At 56.3% G+C, this 16,286-nt stretch carries 6 protein-coding genes and 5 pseudogenes; 5 read left to right on the top strand and 6 right to left on the bottom strand.

What is annotated here, in order from left to right:
- The first annotated feature begins 21 nt into the window (after positions 1 to 21).
- Positions 22 to 7,791, top strand: a complete 7,770-nt coding sequence (locus FCU66_RS06060) for a type I polyketide synthase (RefSeq protein WP_136620292.1) — start codon at positions 22 to 24, stop codon at positions 7,789 to 7,791.
- Between the two features lie 87 nt (positions 7,792 to 7,878).
- Here FCU66_RS06060 and FCU66_RS41845 read toward each other — a convergent pair.
- A pseudogene (locus FCU66_RS41845) lies at positions 7,879 to 8,031 on the bottom strand (hypothetical protein); the annotation flags it as partial.
- An 845-nt stretch (positions 8,032 to 8,876) separates the two neighbouring features.
- Here FCU66_RS41845 and FCU66_RS06050 point away from each other — a divergent pair.
- On the top strand, positions 8,877 to 9,566 hold the full coding sequence (locus tag FCU66_RS06050) for a methyltransferase (RefSeq protein WP_136620293.1): 690 nt from the start codon (positions 8,877 to 8,879) through the stop codon (positions 9,564 to 9,566).
- Between the two features lie 80 nt (positions 9,567 to 9,646).
- The gene (gene speB, locus FCU66_RS06045) at positions 9,647 to 10,603 is read left to right on the top strand and encodes an agmatinase (protein WP_136620294.1); all 957 of its coding nucleotides are present in this window, start codon (positions 9,647 to 9,649) and stop codon (positions 10,601 to 10,603) included.
- Positions 10,604 to 10,642: 39 nt separating this feature from the next.
- Here the strand turns inward: speB and FCU66_RS06040 are convergent, their stop codons facing one another.
- From FCU66_RS06040 to FCU66_RS41835, 3 genes and pseudogenes are all read right to left on the bottom strand, one after another.
- Positions 10,643 to 11,200 (bottom strand): sarcosine oxidase subunit delta, encoded by a 558-nt coding sequence (locus FCU66_RS06040; RefSeq protein ID WP_206077160.1) that lies wholly within the window; start codon positions 11,198 to 11,200, stop codon positions 10,643 to 10,645.
- A 9-nt stretch (positions 11,201 to 11,209) separates the two neighbouring features.
- Positions 11,210 to 11,398, bottom strand: a pseudogene (locus tag FCU66_RS41840) (sarcosine oxidase subunit beta); the annotation flags it as partial.
- Positions 11,399 to 12,230: 832 nt separating this feature from the next.
- A pseudogene (locus FCU66_RS41835) lies at positions 12,231 to 12,392 on the bottom strand (aminotransferase class III-fold pyridoxal phosphate-dependent enzyme); the annotation flags it as partial.
- Between FCU66_RS41835 and FCU66_RS41830 the strand changes: the two are divergent.
- Both FCU66_RS41830 and FCU66_RS06025 read left to right on the top strand, forming a co-directional pair.
- Positions 12,385 to 12,486 (top strand): annotated as a pseudogene (locus tag FCU66_RS41830) (transposase); the annotation flags it as partial. The pseudogenes FCU66_RS41835 and FCU66_RS41830 sit on opposite strands and share 8 nt — an antisense overlap.
- Before the next feature lie 515 nt (positions 12,487 to 13,001).
- Positions 13,002 to 13,886 (top strand): hypothetical protein, encoded by an 885-nt coding sequence (locus tag FCU66_RS06025; protein ID WP_246093811.1) that lies wholly within the window; start codon positions 13,002 to 13,004, stop codon positions 13,884 to 13,886.
- A gap of 293 nt (positions 13,887 to 14,179) precedes the next feature.
- Here FCU66_RS06025 and FCU66_RS06020 read toward each other — a convergent pair whose 3' ends face one another.
- Together FCU66_RS06020 and FCU66_RS06015 are read right to left on the bottom strand one after the other, a co-directional pair.
- Entirely contained in the window at positions 14,180 to 14,974 is a 795-nt protein-coding gene (locus FCU66_RS06020) for a LuxR family transcriptional regulator (RefSeq protein WP_246093809.1), read from the bottom strand.
- Positions 14,975 to 15,509: 535 nt separating this feature from the next.
- Positions 15,510 to 16,112, bottom strand: a pseudogene (locus FCU66_RS06015) (ATP-binding cassette domain-containing protein); the annotation flags it as partial.
- Positions 16,113 to 16,286 lie beyond the last annotated feature (174 nt).

The following is a 16,286-nucleotide window of genomic DNA, read 5'->3' as shown; positions in this document are numbered from 1 at the left end:
GAGCAGAAGCCCCGGGGCATCATGATAGACACGACCTCGAACGGACATCCGTTGTCTGCCGCGCCCTGCCGCACCGTGTCGCAGGAATTCATGGAGTGCGCGCGAAAGTTTCCACAAATGATCGCGGTCCAGTGCGGCGACGAACGGATCACCTACGAAGAGCTGTTGCGTCATGCATCGCATGTGTCGCGACAGCTTGAAATGCGCGGTGTTGGCGTCGCGGATGTCATCTTGATGAACCCCTCGCGTCACGTCGATACCGTGATCATCATCCTCGGGATCATGCTTCGCGGGGCGACGGTGTGCCCGCTCGACCTTTTGGCGAGCGATGCGAGAATCCGCAACATTTTGAGGGCCTCAAGGGCCAGATCTATCGTTGCTACTGCCAAGACCCCCTTAGGGCCGACCGTTCCGCGGCTCCTGCAGTCCTTCGGCGTCGAGACGATTCGTGTGAGGCGGGCCGGAAAAAAAATTTCGAGGGTTGAAAACCTCTCCACTCCCGAAACGGGCTGCTACCTGCTTTTTACCTCCGGCACGACGGGAACGCCCAAGGGCGTGCTCATGTCGAACCGTGGGCTTGCGAACCTGGTTCAATGGGACATCGTCTTCAGGGGATGCGAACCTGGCAGGGTCCATTTGCAATTCGCCTCCTTCCACTTCGACATCGCGTTTCACGAACTGTTCTCCGCGATCAGTTCGGGAGGAACAGCGGTTCTGGCAACACAGCAGCAACGACTAGATGCCGGCCTGCTCCTGGAGCTCCTATCGTCATCCCGGATCCAAAAGGCATATCTGCCATACAGTGTACTGAATCAGTTGGCGTTGGCAGCGCCTGCATTCGCGGAAGAGATTTATCTCAATGACGTCACCACGGCCGGCGAACCCCTGAAGATCACTGGGGCTATCAGGTCATTCTTCCGACTCATCGGCGCCGCGCTCTACAACAACTACGGCTCAACAGAGGTGCAGGATGTGACATCTCTGGAACTCGCGGGAGATCCCGAACAATGGCCGGATCTGCCATCGATTGGCCTCCCCATCGCAGGAATGAACGTGGGCGTCCTCACGTCGAAAGGAATATCATCTGATCCAGGCTCTGAGGGGCGCATTGTTGTCAAAGGGTGTCAAGTTGCCATGGGATACATGCAGCCCGACACCAACGATCTAGTGCCCCTACCTTCAGCCTCGACAGGTGTGGCAGATGAATACCTCACCGGAGATCTCGGCGTCATCCTCCCCGACGGCAGCATCGCAATCACAGGACGGATCGACCGGCAGGTGAAAATCCGCGGCAAACGAGTCGATGTCGCAGCCGTTGAAACGACGATGGAGCGTTCTCGATATGTGAACCAGGCTGCCGTCGTGGCAGTCGAGGTCAGTGGGCGAACGCAACTCGCGGCCTTCGTAACAGTGGCAGAAGACCCGAAGTGTGATGTGCTCGAGCAGGACATCCGAACACTGATCACTGATGCATTGGATGCCACGGCCGTTCCCTACCGCATCCACACACTCTCAGTATTTCCGGAAACATCGACAGGCAAGGTGGATCGTCGAGCGCTAGAGGCAATGGCGGCCTCCGCTGTTGCCGCAGCGGCTCGCGTTCAGCCGCAAGATATTCAGCAGCACGTATCTGAAATCTGGAATGACGTCCTTCCCGGAGGAAAGGATCGAAGCTTCAGGGCGGCCGGCGGCGACTCGCTGAGTGCGATGCAACTGGTGACACGATTGAAGCAGGAATTGCACATCGACATTTCTGTGTCCGCTATTTCCGATGAGACCACTTTGCAATCGATCCTCAAGGCTTCGGCATTCCGCGCCACCAGCAGCGAGAACGAAGTGGCATCGACATCCGCGACGCCCTCTCCACGAAAGTCCGTCGCGATCATTGGCATGGCAGGCCGCTTCCCCGGCGCCGATTCCGTAAATGCTCTGTGGGAAGGCCTTATCAGCAATCAAATTTTTATTTCGGAATCCAAGAACGACCCACCGGCTCTGTCTTCCTGCGAAAACTTTGTGAGGAGGGGCGGTTTCCTTGATCACCACGACCATTTTGACGCCGAGTTCTTCGGCATCAGTGATCGCGAAGCTTCGCTGATGGACCCGCAGCATCGGGTCTTCCTTGAGTGCTCCTGGCACGCTCTGGAAAATGCCGGCTATGCGCCGACGGCGGTTCCTTACCGGACCGGTGTCTATTCGGCGAGCGGCGCGAGCACATATCTAATCAACAGCATACTGCCGTCAGTCATGCATGCAGACGATGGGCCCTTTCTGAGCCATCGTCTTATTCGGAACGTGGGAGAAATTCTCATCGAACAAGGCAACTCTCCAGAGCATGTTTCGATGAGGGTATCGCACAAACTCAACCTGACAGGTCCCAGTCTCACGATAGGTTCCGCCTGCTCCGGGGGGTTGGTTGCTGTTCACCATGCCGTCCAGGCGATCCGCGCAGGAGAGGCCGAAATGGCAGTTGCCGGCGGCGTGTCAATTTCCACTCCGCAGCATATCGGCTATTTTGCTCATGACGGTATAATCCTTTCGCCGACTGGCTGTTGCAGACCCTTCGATGCCGCGGCCGACGGAGCTCTGTTCGGGAACGGATGCGCGGTTCTCGTCCTCAAAGATTATGATCTCGCGGTCCACGATAACGATCAGATTATCGCTACCATTGTTGGGTCAGCGGTCAACAACGACGGCGCTCGCAAACTGAGCTATACTGGACCAAGCGTGGAGGGTCAGATCGATGTCATCAACGCAGCTCTGTATGATGCCGGTCTCACCGCTTTCGACATTGATTACGTTGAGGCCCATGGGACAGGTACACCTGTCGGAGACTCGATTGAGATCACAGCTCTGGCGGCAACATATGGTGCTGCCGCGGTCGTCGAACAATGCCTTGTTGGATCCCTGAAGGCGAACATTGGCCATCTTGACGAGGCGGCAGGTGCAGCGGGCCTTCTGAAAGCAGCTCTGTGTGTTCACCGGGGCAGGATTCCAGCCATCCCGACGTTCCGGAGTGCAAACAAGCGTGTGCCGCTACAGGGAACCCGCCTGAGAATTGCCAGTGGACAGGCCCAGGATTGGAATTGTCCGTCGAAGAGACCCAGGCGAGCAGCGGTCAGTTCGTTGGGAATAGGAGGGACCAATTGTCACATGATTCTCGAGGGTGGTTACCCCCGTGGCGGGCAGGCACAGGAACCTCTTCAGCAAAATGAACTCTTTGTGCTATCGGCGGGTAGCCCCGAGCAGTTGATCAATCTGTGTCAGGAGGTCTATGACCTCCTTGCGGTCTCCGGCGAAAATCTCGGATTGCGGGATATTTGCATGACCTGCTGCGTTGGCCGCCGGCCAGAACGGTTTCGGGTTGGTTGGACAGTGTCAAGCAAGGCCGATTTGTCCCGACTTCTCAACGACGTCATCACAGGGGTGTTGTCCCCCTCCGACAGCCTGGCCCCGAAAAAGATCGTTGGTCTCTTCACTGGTCAGGGATGCCAATGGACAGGCATGGGGAAAGAGCTCTCCGCTGCGTTTCCGGCCTTCCGAGAGGCGATGGAGGATTGCTTTGAGTGCATACGGAGCAGTCATGGGATCGACCTCAAGCAGGTGATCGACGAAACACCTGCCAATGATGCAAGACTGAATCGTACCCAGTTCACGCAGCCAGCGATCTTCACGTTCGAGTACGCGATGACCTGCCTTCTTCGTTCCTTTGGGGTGCAATTTGCGGAGGTCGCGGGTCATAGCTTTGGGGAGGTTGCGGCGCTGGTCGCCGCCGGTGCGCTATCCCTGGAAGATGCGTGCCTCCTTGTTGCCGAGAGAGGACGGCTTTCCGCGGAACTTCCATCCGGATCGGGCGCGATGGCCGCAGCCATGGGGAACGCGGAAGATGTTGCCGTTCTTGTTTCCGAGCTGAGCGATGGTGTCACCGTCGCGGCGTTCAACTCGCCGAACGCGGTCGTACTATCCGGTCAAGCCGACCTCGTGGCAGGGCTCGTTGCCGCTGGAGAAGTCTCGGGCTGTACGATCACTCCACTGCCAATATCGCATGCGTTCCACTCAGAGCAAATGCGTCCCATCGTTGATGAATACAGATCCGTCATCGCGAACCTGCGCTTCACCGACCCAATGATCCCCATTGTCTCTTCGGTAAAAGGTACTCCTATTCAGCGAAACCTGGACTGGGTCGAGTATTTCACGGACCAACTCGTCGGACCGGTGCGGTTCCACGATGCGCTTCAGTATATGCTTGACGACAGATCGAAGGTATTTATCGAGCTCGGACCAAAACCCATGCTTCTCGGGCTCGGCATGGAGAATGACCCATGCGAGGGGAGAGCGTGGATTGCTTCTTGCCGCAGCTCCGACGAGTTGGGAACGTTTCTCAGAGCCCTTGCCGAGCTATTTATGCTTGGCATCGATCCCCAATTCGACAACCTCGCTCCTCGCGCTCCATGGCGCCGCGTCTCCCTGCCGACCTATCCATTTCGCAGGAAGCAATACCTATGTGCGCCACCGGCGGTCTCTTTAGGAGACCAGACAATTCAGCAAGTATTTACGGATACAAACGCCAAGCTAATCAGCCGACACCGCAAAGCAATCCGGAAGGTCTGGTTCGGCGAACACATGGTTGATGGAGTGCGCGTCGTTCCGGGCACATACCTACTCGATATGGTTGCCGAAGCGTCCTCGGTAGCATTGGGGACATCATGCGTTGAGATATTGAACTTCCGCATCCACTCGATGGTTTCCGCAGATGTTACGCACGGAGCCATCCTGGAAATCGATCTGATACAGGGTCCGAATCAATCCGAACTCAGGATCGAAATGAAGCAGCTTGCGCCGACAGGCGAGGATCAAGCCATCCGGGTAGTCTCGGCCCGCGTCAAAAGAGGCACGCTGGCAGCCTGCGCCGCAGTTTCTCCGGAGGAGGGGTTATGTGAGGTATTGCCGGAGCATGTGTATCAGCGCTACGAGGCGCAAGGGGTTTTCCTCGGTCCGGCATTCAAATCTATCGCCTTTGTGTCCGCCGGGAAGACATCTGGCACCTCACAGTGTCATCTCCCCCTGAGCCTTCGGGACGATGGCGAGTATTTCGGAGCCCACCCAGTCCTGATTGATTCAGCTCTTCAGGTCATCGAAGCGGTCTTCCGTGATGGTCATGTGGGAGGGGCCTTCGTCCCCGTAGGGATTGATCGTGTTGTCATGTTCCAGGAGGCGGCCACTACGACCTTATGTGATGTGAAGAACTGCAGGCGAAGTGATGGCGAGAGCCTGTTCGACTTCACCATTAGGAATTTAGCCGGCCATGTCGTCATGGACGGAATAGGCTTCCGGCAGATTGAGATCGAACGCGCGAAGGGTGGCGATTATGATCATAGCGGGCCGGGCGCTGAGGGGCGCCTAACCATTCGCGAGGAGGTGCTCGTCCCTCGCGACCTCCCAACAGCAGGTTCGGTCAGACGGATGCGCGGCGCAGTTGCTTCGTTTCTTTCCAACGATATTCAGGATGCGCCTCTGGATTTGCCAATAGTCGGCCTTTGGCAAGCGCGAGACCCCGCAGAAATTGCTAGGGATCTTGTGAATGTCGACTACCTTGTCATTCCGGTCGATATATTTCTGCCCTCGGCTGCCCATGCAGGGCAGGAGCTAGAATGTGCCATAGCCAGTATGTCGTCGCTCTTCGCAAGAGTGGCTGGTGCCTTCGATCTTGGTACAAACATCCCAATCATCATGGTCTCCCGCAAGGATTGCGCGAATGGAACGTCGGTAGGTATCGCAGAGGCTGCTTTCAGCTTCGCCAGGTCATTTGCTGCGGAAACAGCTTGCCCGCGCCTGCTGTGCATTCAGGTCGGGCATGTCGACCCAAAATCGCTACCTGACCTCATCTCCAGGGAGCTAGATTGCAGTCTGGAAGATACCGCCGATGTGGTGGTCTATGATGGAAAGCAGCGAGCTGTCGCTCAACCGCAGGAGATTCCATTTGCGTTGGAATTCCCTCATCGACTAGACGGTACCGCTTCCTACCTCGTAACTGGGGGGCTCGGCAGCATCGGGCCTTTGATGCTCCAAGCGTTGAGCGAATATGGAGCGAAGCACATCGATGTACTTTCGCGCAGCGTTCCGACTGAAGAACGTCTTGAGGCGATCAAAGGCGTGGGGGCAGCCGGTTGCTCGGTTCGAGTTCATACCGTGGATGTCTCGAACCGTGAGGCGCTCGCCTTATGCCTAGAACAGATCCAAGCAGAACGCCCGATCAGAGGCATCATTCATGCTGCGGGCAGCGTTGCGGACGGAATAATCAGCTCAATCAATCACGACGATATAGCGCGCGTGGTGCCGCCAAAGGCGGGTGGGGCAGCCAATCTTCATGCATTCTTTAGTAAGCCGGGGCTTCTTGATTTCTTCATTCTGTGTTCGTCGACTGCTTCTTCTCGAGGGGAGGCGGGGCAGGCGTTGCATGCCGCGGCCTGCGGCTTCTTGGATGGCCTCAGCCGGTACAGGAACGAGATCGGACTCACGGCGACATCTGTCAATTGGGGTGTGTGGAAGAATTCCGCTGCATTTGCCGACAACGCGGAGTTGACACAGAGGTATTTCGAACGCGGTGATGCGGGACTTTCGAACGAGCAGGGCGCTGCAGCACTTGGGGTGGCTATTGCCCGGAAACCATCTCGCATGGAGGCGTTGAATGTTTCCGCAGGTATAGGTCCTGACTTCGGAAAGACCAATGCAAACCATGCGATCACATCGCAGCCCGCTGATCATCTGACAGATCAAGGTCAAAGCGAAGCCGACGTTCTGCGCGTCGTTACGCAGCGGGTTGCCGCGCTTCTTGGAAGGCGGGATGCTGCAACCATCGATCCGGATCTCGAATGGCGTGACCTCGGCCTGGATTCTTTGCTCCTGATCGAACTGCGAAACGACTTGCGGAAACGTTTCGGGACGTCTGTCTCGTCGACAATAATCATGAGCAGCGGAACCTCGCGTCGTCTCTCGGTGGAGATTTCCCAGGCTGCCAGCCGTCCCCGTTCCAAGCCGGAGCCTTGGTCCCTCAAAGACACACGGCTTCTTCTCATTCCTGGCATTACGGGAGAGCCGATGGATTTCGCGGGGCTTGTTCCGCTGCTGGGGAATATTCCATTCGACATACTCGAATATCCAAAGGGTATCGATCCCTGGCGAAATTCACTTAAGCCACAAGATATCATCGCCCCCATGACAGCCCGTGCCAAGGATGCAGCAGGAGACAAAAGAGTGGTGCTGCTCGGTTATTCCTTCGGGGGGAAAATAGCCAACGAGGTTGGCATCGAGCTTCATCGGCAAGGGGTCGAGGTTAGTCGCGTGTTGATCTTGGATATCCCCGCTAGCGCATCCCCACGAGTGTCGGTGGAGGGCGTTGGTCGGCTGCTGGATCAGGAGACGTTCAACGTGATGCTGTCAGCAAACCCCACTGAGGCGTTCAAGGCGTTGGATCTTGCATGTCATGGCGAAACGCTAGAAGTGAGTTTTAGGTGCAGCGCTTCCATCTACTGGGCAAACGCCATAATCGCGTCGCAGCTCGAGGCAAGCAAGACGCCCATCCCTGTCACCCTCGTTAGGGCAAGAACAGTAGGAGCACTTGGCAGCCTGTTACCGGGAGAGGATGTGTCATCCGCTGATCCGACATGGGGGTGGAACCAAGTAGGAGGCAACATCGAAGTTCATGTCATCGATGGAGACCACTTCAGCATTATGCGCCGAGACAACGTCTCCCAAATAGCCGACATCATAAGGCGCATATTCCATGTCGGTTAGAGGGCCTTGCATCGTCGTTGCAGATCCCGCACAGCAAGATCGCCAACCTGCTCGCTCGGTCCGCCCTCGCGGCCGTGCAGCCGATCTTCACCTGCAATCGTGATCGGCACAAACTGCAGCTCTGACGTCCCCTTGCTTGCACCCTTTCCGTCTCACCAGCCCGGCCTGCTGCCGCCACGCCGAAAGGAAGCCGCGATTGATCCCCCAGCGCCGCGCGACCGCCGAGATGTTGGCACCCGGCTCCGCGCTTTGCGACTTGCCGGAACGACGCGCGCCTTGTCCGCCGGCCCGTAGTCACCTCGACGCGACGATAGTCAGCGGCTATGTCTGATGCACGGCAAAAGCGTCGCTCTAATTCATCCGCCTGCGCTCCTCGCAAACCAGGCGGCAAATCTCCGCGACACAACTCTATCCCGCAAGGTGCCACGCTCGTGACGCTTACGAACGATCCGGCGATGCCGGCGGTGGCAACCGGTGTAGCTCTATAGCCACAGAAACCTGCGATCAGCCTTACGTGCCGTTCGGGTCGTTGTATCGCGGCCTGTATCAAGCCACCAGAGATGGTAGCTCCAAAAACATGTCAACATACTATATTTCTAAGCCTGTCAGCGACTAAGGAAAACGAAAATGCCTCTTGAACTACCGTTCATATTCGACGGGACAGCCAATGATGCGTCCGTCTCATCATTGATACATATCATCGCCTCCCTACTTAGCTCTTCCCGATGCAGAACGACCATTCTCCGTAAGGCATTTGTATCATTTGTGCCGGATTCCATCCACTAGTGCCAGCCGAGCGCATTGAGGAGCGGTCCAATAGGGGCCGACACTCTAATCGCCATTGGATGAAAGTTCAGTGACAAGCCGTATGAATGGTTTCAGAATAATGTCGTGGAAATACGTCTCAATTCTCGGCGCATGTATCAGCACGTATCGACGGGTATGACACTGACACTGGATTTGCTCCATTCAATCTCGACTTCCGGGGAGCCATGACATGAACGAGCGTCTTTCTACGACGCCTAAGTTCACCCAGACGGAGTTTTCGGAGGGTTTATTGTGTATAGTGACAGGATAGCAGGCATATGACGGATCGTGAACAGGTTGAACAGATAAGGACGAAGCTCAAACTCAGCCAACAGTACACTTTCCCGCTGCATATGCAGGAATTTGGACTGGATTTGATCGTATACGAAAGCGTCCTTTCGCCAAAAGATTTCCACAGTTGGCGTTGGTATACAGAGAATTTCCCCCCCGTTGCCGGGAAAAGAATCCTGGAGATCGGCTGCGGTTTCGGCCTCCCAGGACTGTACCTCGCGAAACACGGTGCGCTGTCGTTAGTAGCCTGTGATATAAATCCTAAGGCGGTCGCGAACACGCTAGAAAATGCTGCAAGAAACGGTATTGAGAACGTCGACGTAATCGAAAGTGACGTTTTTTGCAATATTCCGCCCCATCGAAAATTCGACTATATATTTTGGAACCATCCATCGATATTAACGTCAGATGATTACGAATACAGGGATAATCTCGAACGGGCTGCTATCGACCCGGGTTATAGATTGCTCGGACGTTTTCTATCAGAAGGGCCAGAATTTCTCACAGAGTCCGGCAGCATACTCTTGGGATTCGCAAGTAATGCACGTGATGATCTCCTTTTGGAATTCATTAACGCAAACGATCTAACCGCCACGTTTCTCGCGGCCGGCAACTACCCTCAGATGAAGCAGGTTAACAGGATGTTCTCCATTCGCAAACGGGGTCCAATCGCATGACATTCTTGTATAGATCCGCTTTGCCTACGTAGGTGGCACATCTCGCGAGGACGCGCGCGCTGTGACATGGAGTAATCAGTATGAAAAACGATCCGGCTTATCGTCCTTTGGATCCCAGTCAAATCGCGAGATATGCGGACGTTGCGACGTTCATGCGCACTCGGCGGATGTCTGTTGGTCCAGGTGTGGATATCGCACTTGTTGGTGTTCCTTATGACCTCGGAACGAACATGAGGCCGGGATCGAGGTTCGGACCGGCCGCGGTTCGGGAAGCGTCACGGGTTCTCCGGCCCTTTAATCCTGCGACTAAGATCGACCCGTTTTCTCTAGTGAATGTCGCCGATGTCGGGGACGCATCCGTCCACTCGTACGAGCGCCTTAAGAGCATCGATCTTATCCAGGCTACATTCGACGAGATCCATAGCGTAGGCGCGTGGCCGCTGGCGCTTGGTGGCGATCACACGATTCCATTGCCGATCCTCCGGGCGATCGCGAAGGATCGGCCCGTGGGTGTGGTTCAGTTCGACGCCCACTCAGACACACTCGATGAAGCGTTGGGCACAAAAATCAATCATATGACCACATTCAGACGCGCGGTCGAAGAAGGGTTGGTGGACCCCACGCGTATGATCCAGATCGGCTTACGGGGCACCCAACACAGCGAAAATGACACAGCCTTCGGCCACGAAGTCGGAATGCGTGTGATCACCATCGACGAATATGAAGACTTGGGGCGCGCCAGAGTAATTGAGGAAATAGGCCAGATCCTGGGGGACGGCCCGACCTATGTATCGTTCGACATCGACTGCCTCGACGCGGGCTGCGCCATGGGAACCGGTGTGCCGGAAATCGGCGGGCTCTCTCCACGGGACGCCCAAGTGATTATTCGCTCGCTCACAGCCCGACAGATCATCGGGGCCGACATATGTGAAATCGCCCCGATGTACGACCCCTCCGGGCACACTCAACTGGTAGCCGCACATCTAATGTTTGAACTACTCTGCGTCATGGCAGCAGCAAAACAAAACTGTAAGTAAAGGCAGCAATGGACCTGCTAGTGTCGAGATTAATGAGATTCAGCGCCGAGCGCGATGGGAAAGAGAGACCCGTGTGGTGGGTTTGAATAAAATGGGGCCTATAAATGGAAGTAACGGCTGTGGAACGGCCCCCTTCTCTGCGGCAGGGCCTAGGCGCGCTTTTTGCTTGGCACATAGAAGGTGGGCACAATTGTGTAGCCTTCGTCTACGGCGCATGGCAGTTCGGGCAAGCTTGCCGCGATCCCAATTTCCTCGAGCGTGCATCTCGCCGTTCCCGCTCCCGAACAAAGCGACGCGCCAGTCGAAAAGATTCCGGACGCAATACCCGCCGGAGCAAGCCGAAGGCCCATTTTCGCCTACCTGCTCCACACCGAGGATTTCATGTGTGACCGTATTGCGCTTCACGATCAGCCAGGATCGGCCGCCCTGTTCATGGAACCACAGTTCCCGGTGCACGCCTGCCGGGTTGTCGCGCAGGAAGACATAGCCGCAGAAGGCGGCCTCGGCGTTGCGCGCACCCGGGCTGGACGGTCTATCAGCCGCGCTTCGTCGAAATAGGTGAATTCCTGTGCGTCGCGCGAGCCCAGAGATTAGCATAGCCCGGCTTCAGTGGAGATTCGGCTGCGCGCCGGCGCCGCGCTCGTCGATCACATGGCCCCGAGCGAAGCGGTCGAACCGGTATGCGCCGGCGGTCTTGTGAGATGCGCCGGTGGCAAGAAGGGGGGCGAGGCACAGCATAGCCGCTGGTGGTGTCGCCTTGAAGCCGCCACAGCACCAGCCGCAGTTGAGCGGCAACCGGCCGGTTTCGGGATCGGCGGCGTCATATTTCCAAGGCCGGTCGGAGGAGTAGCGAGCAGCTTCCAGATCGCGGCTGAGGGCGCGCCTATGGCAAAACTCATGTCGCACCGGGATTTGGCCCATCCGCAGTTCGAACGGATATGCGACGCAGGACGTCGCGGGCCTGGTCACGGCAATCGGCTGCCTGTGCTTCGGCTTGGGCGGCGGCAGCAATCGCGCCGGGCTCGACGACACGCAGGAGTGCTTCTTCAATCGCATCATCCACCGCCGAAGGCGATGCAGCGCGACTCGCTATTGTGGAGCAGGTCCAGCCAACAGGAATAGCGCGGAATGTTGTGCTTGGCGCCCGTATATTACACGTGAGCTTGCGGCCACAGCGTCGGCAGCTGACAAATCCGGGCCAGCAATGTATCGCCATGCTTGGGGCTCCATGCCCTGCCAGTGGTCACATTGTCGGTCAGCTTCTTGCGGATCGCCTCAGCCCATTCCCAACTGACATGGCCTTCATGGGTGCCCAGGATCGATACAAGCCATTCCTCGCACCGTTGGCGCCGCCTTAGATCGGATTCACGAATATCCGGTGGATGGTCGCCATAACTCGGCTTGCGCCGGACACGTCGTCATTGTTGCCGCCTGGCAGGCAAGTCCAGCCCATGCTCGAGTAACCACATCATGGCCTACGGGCGCTGCCGAGGTCGGCAACCTTGTCGACCACAAGAGTGATATCGTCCTCCACGCGGCGATCAGGATCCTGCTCGAGCCGACTGCCAACCTCATCGTTCCGGATCGCGACATTGGCCCAGCGTTGCCGTGAAGGCGATCGGGCTCTCCGTGTGCGATTGCTGGAAAAATGCGCGCGGAAGATCGCATCGGTGGCATGCGTTACCGCAAGCGCCAGCCAGCCGCCCGTCAGTCCCTTCGAAGTGCACAAGATATCGGGCGTGATCGCTGCCTGCTCGCCGGCGAACATGGTGCCGGTGCGGCCCCAACCAATGCTGGCCTTTCTCGGCCGCGATACCCATCGCGTCGCCCTTGCCAATTCCCGGCTCGCCAGCATGGCCGACGGCAGGGTGTTATTCCGTTATTCCGCTGTGAGCCTTTAATAGGTTGTCCATCCGGGAAAGCTGAGGTTTGTCAAAGCTTCAGTGATTTCGGAGAAACCGGAGAATATCCATAAGATGGCCCGGGCTGACACCGCGCGGTCAAGAGCGAATTGTAAGGCAGGTCGAGAGCGGACACCTATGCTTGCGAAGGTTACTGACCTGGCGGCGCCGCCGCTCCCTCCCAAACCGGACGGCATTCCATCGCCACCATCATGACTAGGCTCGCCCACATCCTGGCGCGACGCTGCCACGATGTCCATGCTGCCGACGCCATTTATAACACAGCAAGACTAGAAGAGTGCGACGTACAGAAGCCGTCCTGGAAGGCGATGTGTGTTGCGTGCGCGACATCATAATGTTCGAAGGCTCCTCGTTGCGCTCGTATGTAAACCATTGAGTTAATTTGGAGAACCTCGCCTTTATGGCTCTCTGCTCAGCTTGGCACGAGTTTTGAAATCACCTCGGAAGGCGTTAGAAGCTGGCGAGGAGATTATATCGTGAGTCACCATGATCGATCGAACGAAAAAGAGAATGAGCATGGCAGGTCTGCATCAAACAGCAAGTACAGAGCGCGGCCGAACGCATGGGTCGAAGGACGGTTCACGGCAACCTACAATCGCACGTTGCCGCATACCTATCTTCGGTTGTGCTTGGCGAAGGACTATATGATCCCAGGCCGGGCCAAACCGGTCTTCGAAAGGGTCTTCGCCGATTATCGACGTGTTCGAAACAAGACGAGGTTGAAAATCATCGATGTCGGTTGCTCCTATGGTATCAACGCTGCCTTACTGCGAACAGATCTCGGTCTCGACGATCTGTATGCTGCTTATCTCGGCCCCAGGGGATCGCTGTCGTGCCGACAGAAAGCCGAGCATCGCACCTTTTTCGATCAGCGCCTCCGTGACGACATCCAGTTCGTCGGCGTGGATCCATCATTTCGGGCTGTTCACTATGCGCTTGACATGGGCCTGCTAGAGGCTGGGATCACGGCCGATCTGGAAACCCGTGACTTGACACTCAACGAACGTGGTGCACTCGCAGATGCGGATATCCTCATCAGCACAGGCTGCGTGGGTTACGCTACTGCGGCAACTTTTGCACGCGTCTATGAGGCTTCGGCGGGCTCACGCCCGTGGGTCGTCGCCTTCGCAAGGCACCCCTTCAGTTATGATGACATCGCGGCGGCCCTTCGGGATTTCTCGCTGGAAACCAGGCTCGCAGAGCGGTTCAGACAACGCCAATCCCGCTTCTCCACACCGACGGAACGGCGGGCCATCCTGAAGGCTATGGCCGAACTCGGCATGGAGGATCGCCTAGAGCGCACGACCGGCTATATCTACGCGTCCTGCTACATCTCCGCACCGCCAGGCGAAGTGCTCTGAGCCATGTGGTGGACGGATGAGCAGGCTAATCTTCTGGACAAGCCAGCTGCTCACTGTAGGGCGATAGTCAGGAACATACTGACGTTATTTAAGTTGGAACCTTATAATTGAATAGAAGCGGCACACGGTGCCGTTTTGTCCATTTATTTAGTTCGGCATATTCTTGCAGGTTCACGCCCGTCTCCCCTCGAACCTGATCGGTTATACAATCGATTAAGCAGCCGTCCAGTCCTCGACTTATCCTCGGGGTCAAATCGACCAACGGACAGTCCGTTCGGAGACGGAAGTTAGGTTCAGATGTCAACGATTCCAAGTTTCAATGCTTTTACAACCGCAGCCGTTCTGCTGCTACAATTCAATTTGTTCATAGCCTTTTTAATATGGAAGTTGACAGTGTTTTCGGAAATGCCGAGTATTTTTCCTATTATAAAGGAGGATTTACCCCTCGAAACCCAGATAATACACTCATTTTCTCTTGGAGACAGACAAGTCACGTCTTGGCCAGCGCCCCACGACGCCCCATATTTGTCAATTAAAAGCTGGAAATTAAATGCAGACAACTCCAAGTATTTTACAATTTTGCTAGGCATGTCGTAACTCGAGCTTTGAGCAAAGCTCATCATGGCCAACTTTCCGTTGGGCCCGTGCAATGGAACCGTAACGCCGGCCCTCAGGCCAAACATGGCAGCCTCGTCGAAAATACGTCGTTCATCTTCAGTGGTGGTAGCATCATCGTAAACGTCCTTCCAATGAAGGGCACCAAGTCGCTGTCGGATTTTCTTGATGATGGGATCTATCTTGTAATACCCCATGTCGAAATATCGTTTCTGCCATTCGTTAGGGTAATTTAGCATAGCCGTTGGATCGCGGCAGAGCTGCTCTAAGATTTCTTGGTCGGATGTAAGAGGGCGGTAAGCGATCCAAGGGCAGTTGAGCTTCTGCGCAAAAGCAACCAGCAGATCGAAGATTTCTTGAGGTTGAGCAACACCATTAGTCTGGTCGAGATATCGACAGAATTCAACCCCGGCACCTTCTTTAGCGGTGTTCGGTAAAGGCATTGTTGAGGCACAAGAAAACCGTTCGGGCACTCTATTTCGGCGCTCCAACTACATTGGTTGTGGCTCCCTGCGAGCGATCAAACGACCGTCTCTCGGTGGAAAGGTCGCAATGTTTTGTCAACGCCAACAAAGCGGTCGCTGGAAGATGTTTTGTGCGCAATCGGTCGGCATTCTTTCCGCCGCCCAACGAGGGGGAGTTCAAAAGTCGTGCCAAATCCACAGATTGGTTGTCAGCCCGTATTGTCTCGTTTTATCAATGACATAAATGAATGCCGTTGATTTTATCAAACACATCGCTGTCCAACAATCGACAATCCCGACAAAGTTAGTAACCGGTATGACGGTGCCATCCGGTCCCCGCCGGAGATGAGCGATTTTCGGCGTATGGTGGGACCATCCGGGACAGCCGAGAGCACGCCAAGTGCCGAGCAGGGGGCACCTAAGAGTCCTCCCAGTGGATTACTGCTGGTAAAGCTGCGACTCACGGTCCTTCGCCAGTGCGCGCAACAGCTCGAGAACTACGACGAGCAGGCCGGACAGGACCTGCTTGAAGCCCTACCCAGGATCAATGCGTCTTGCGTGATCCTCGTATCGTGAGGGGCGTCATCCCTTTGCCCAGCCTAAGAGAATCAAGCCGAGCCATCCCCATTTTTGGTACCGAGGAAAGGAGGAGGTCGGTACAGGCATCGAAAGGCGGTTGCAGCACAGCAGTTTTCGACCCGTAGCGGACGAAGTCGCCTCTATACAAACGGCGATCGAATCGGCGATCGACTTCACCGTGGCGAGGTCATGGGTGATGAACAGATAGGCGACGTTTTCTTCCTTCTGCAGCTCGAGCAGCAGCTTCAGGATGCCATTGGCGACCAGCGGGTCGAGTGCCGAGGACCTCGTCGCAGATGATCAGCTTCGGCTTGGCGGCGAGCAAGCGGGCGATGCAGACGCGCTGCTTCTGGCCGCCGGAAAGCTCGACAAAGCCCTTGCCCATCTCGATCTCGTCGAGCAGTTCGGCGACGCGCTTGTCGCGTTCCCTGCCGCGCATGCCGAAATAGAATTCGAGCGGCCGGCCGATGATCGTGCCGACGGTCTGGCGCGGGTTCATCGCCACGTCGGCCATCTGGTAGATCATCTGCAGCTGGCGCAGATCTTCCTTCGGCCGGTCGGCAGCGCGCACTGGAATCAGGCTGGAGCGAGGATGAGACAGTCTACGCGCTCCTCGAACTCGCCGGCGCGCGCCTCAAGGGGCAGCTTCCGATTCCGGCGGTAGTCGATGGAGATGGCACTCCCTGAACAGCTAATTCAGCCATATTGCCAAAAATAGCTGTTTCACCTATTTTAGGGGTAA

Source organism: Mesorhizobium norvegicum (genome assembly GCF_004919685.1).
GTDB classification, from domain to species: Bacteria; Pseudomonadota; Alphaproteobacteria; order Rhizobiales; family Rhizobiaceae; genus Mesorhizobium; species Mesorhizobium norvegicum.
This window is presented reverse-complemented; position numbering and strand designations above follow the sequence as displayed.

What these genes read in the sequence shown, in the direction of transcription:
- FCU66_RS06060 (WP_136620292.1), top strand. Translation starts at nt 22, where the DNA reads ATGATAGACACGACCTCGAACGGACATCCGTTGTCTGCCGCGCCCTGC.
- FCU66_RS06050 (WP_136620293.1), top strand. Translation starts at nt 8,877, where the DNA reads ATGACGGATCGTGAACAGGTTGAACAGATAAGGACGAAGCTCAAACTC.
- speB (WP_136620294.1), top strand. Translation starts at nt 9,647, where the DNA reads ATGAAAAACGATCCGGCTTATCGTCCTTTGGATCCCAGTCAAATCGCG.
- FCU66_RS06040 (WP_206077160.1), bottom strand. Translation starts at nt 11,200, where the DNA reads ATGCTAATCTCTGGGCTCGCGCGACGCACAGGAATTCACCTATTTCGA.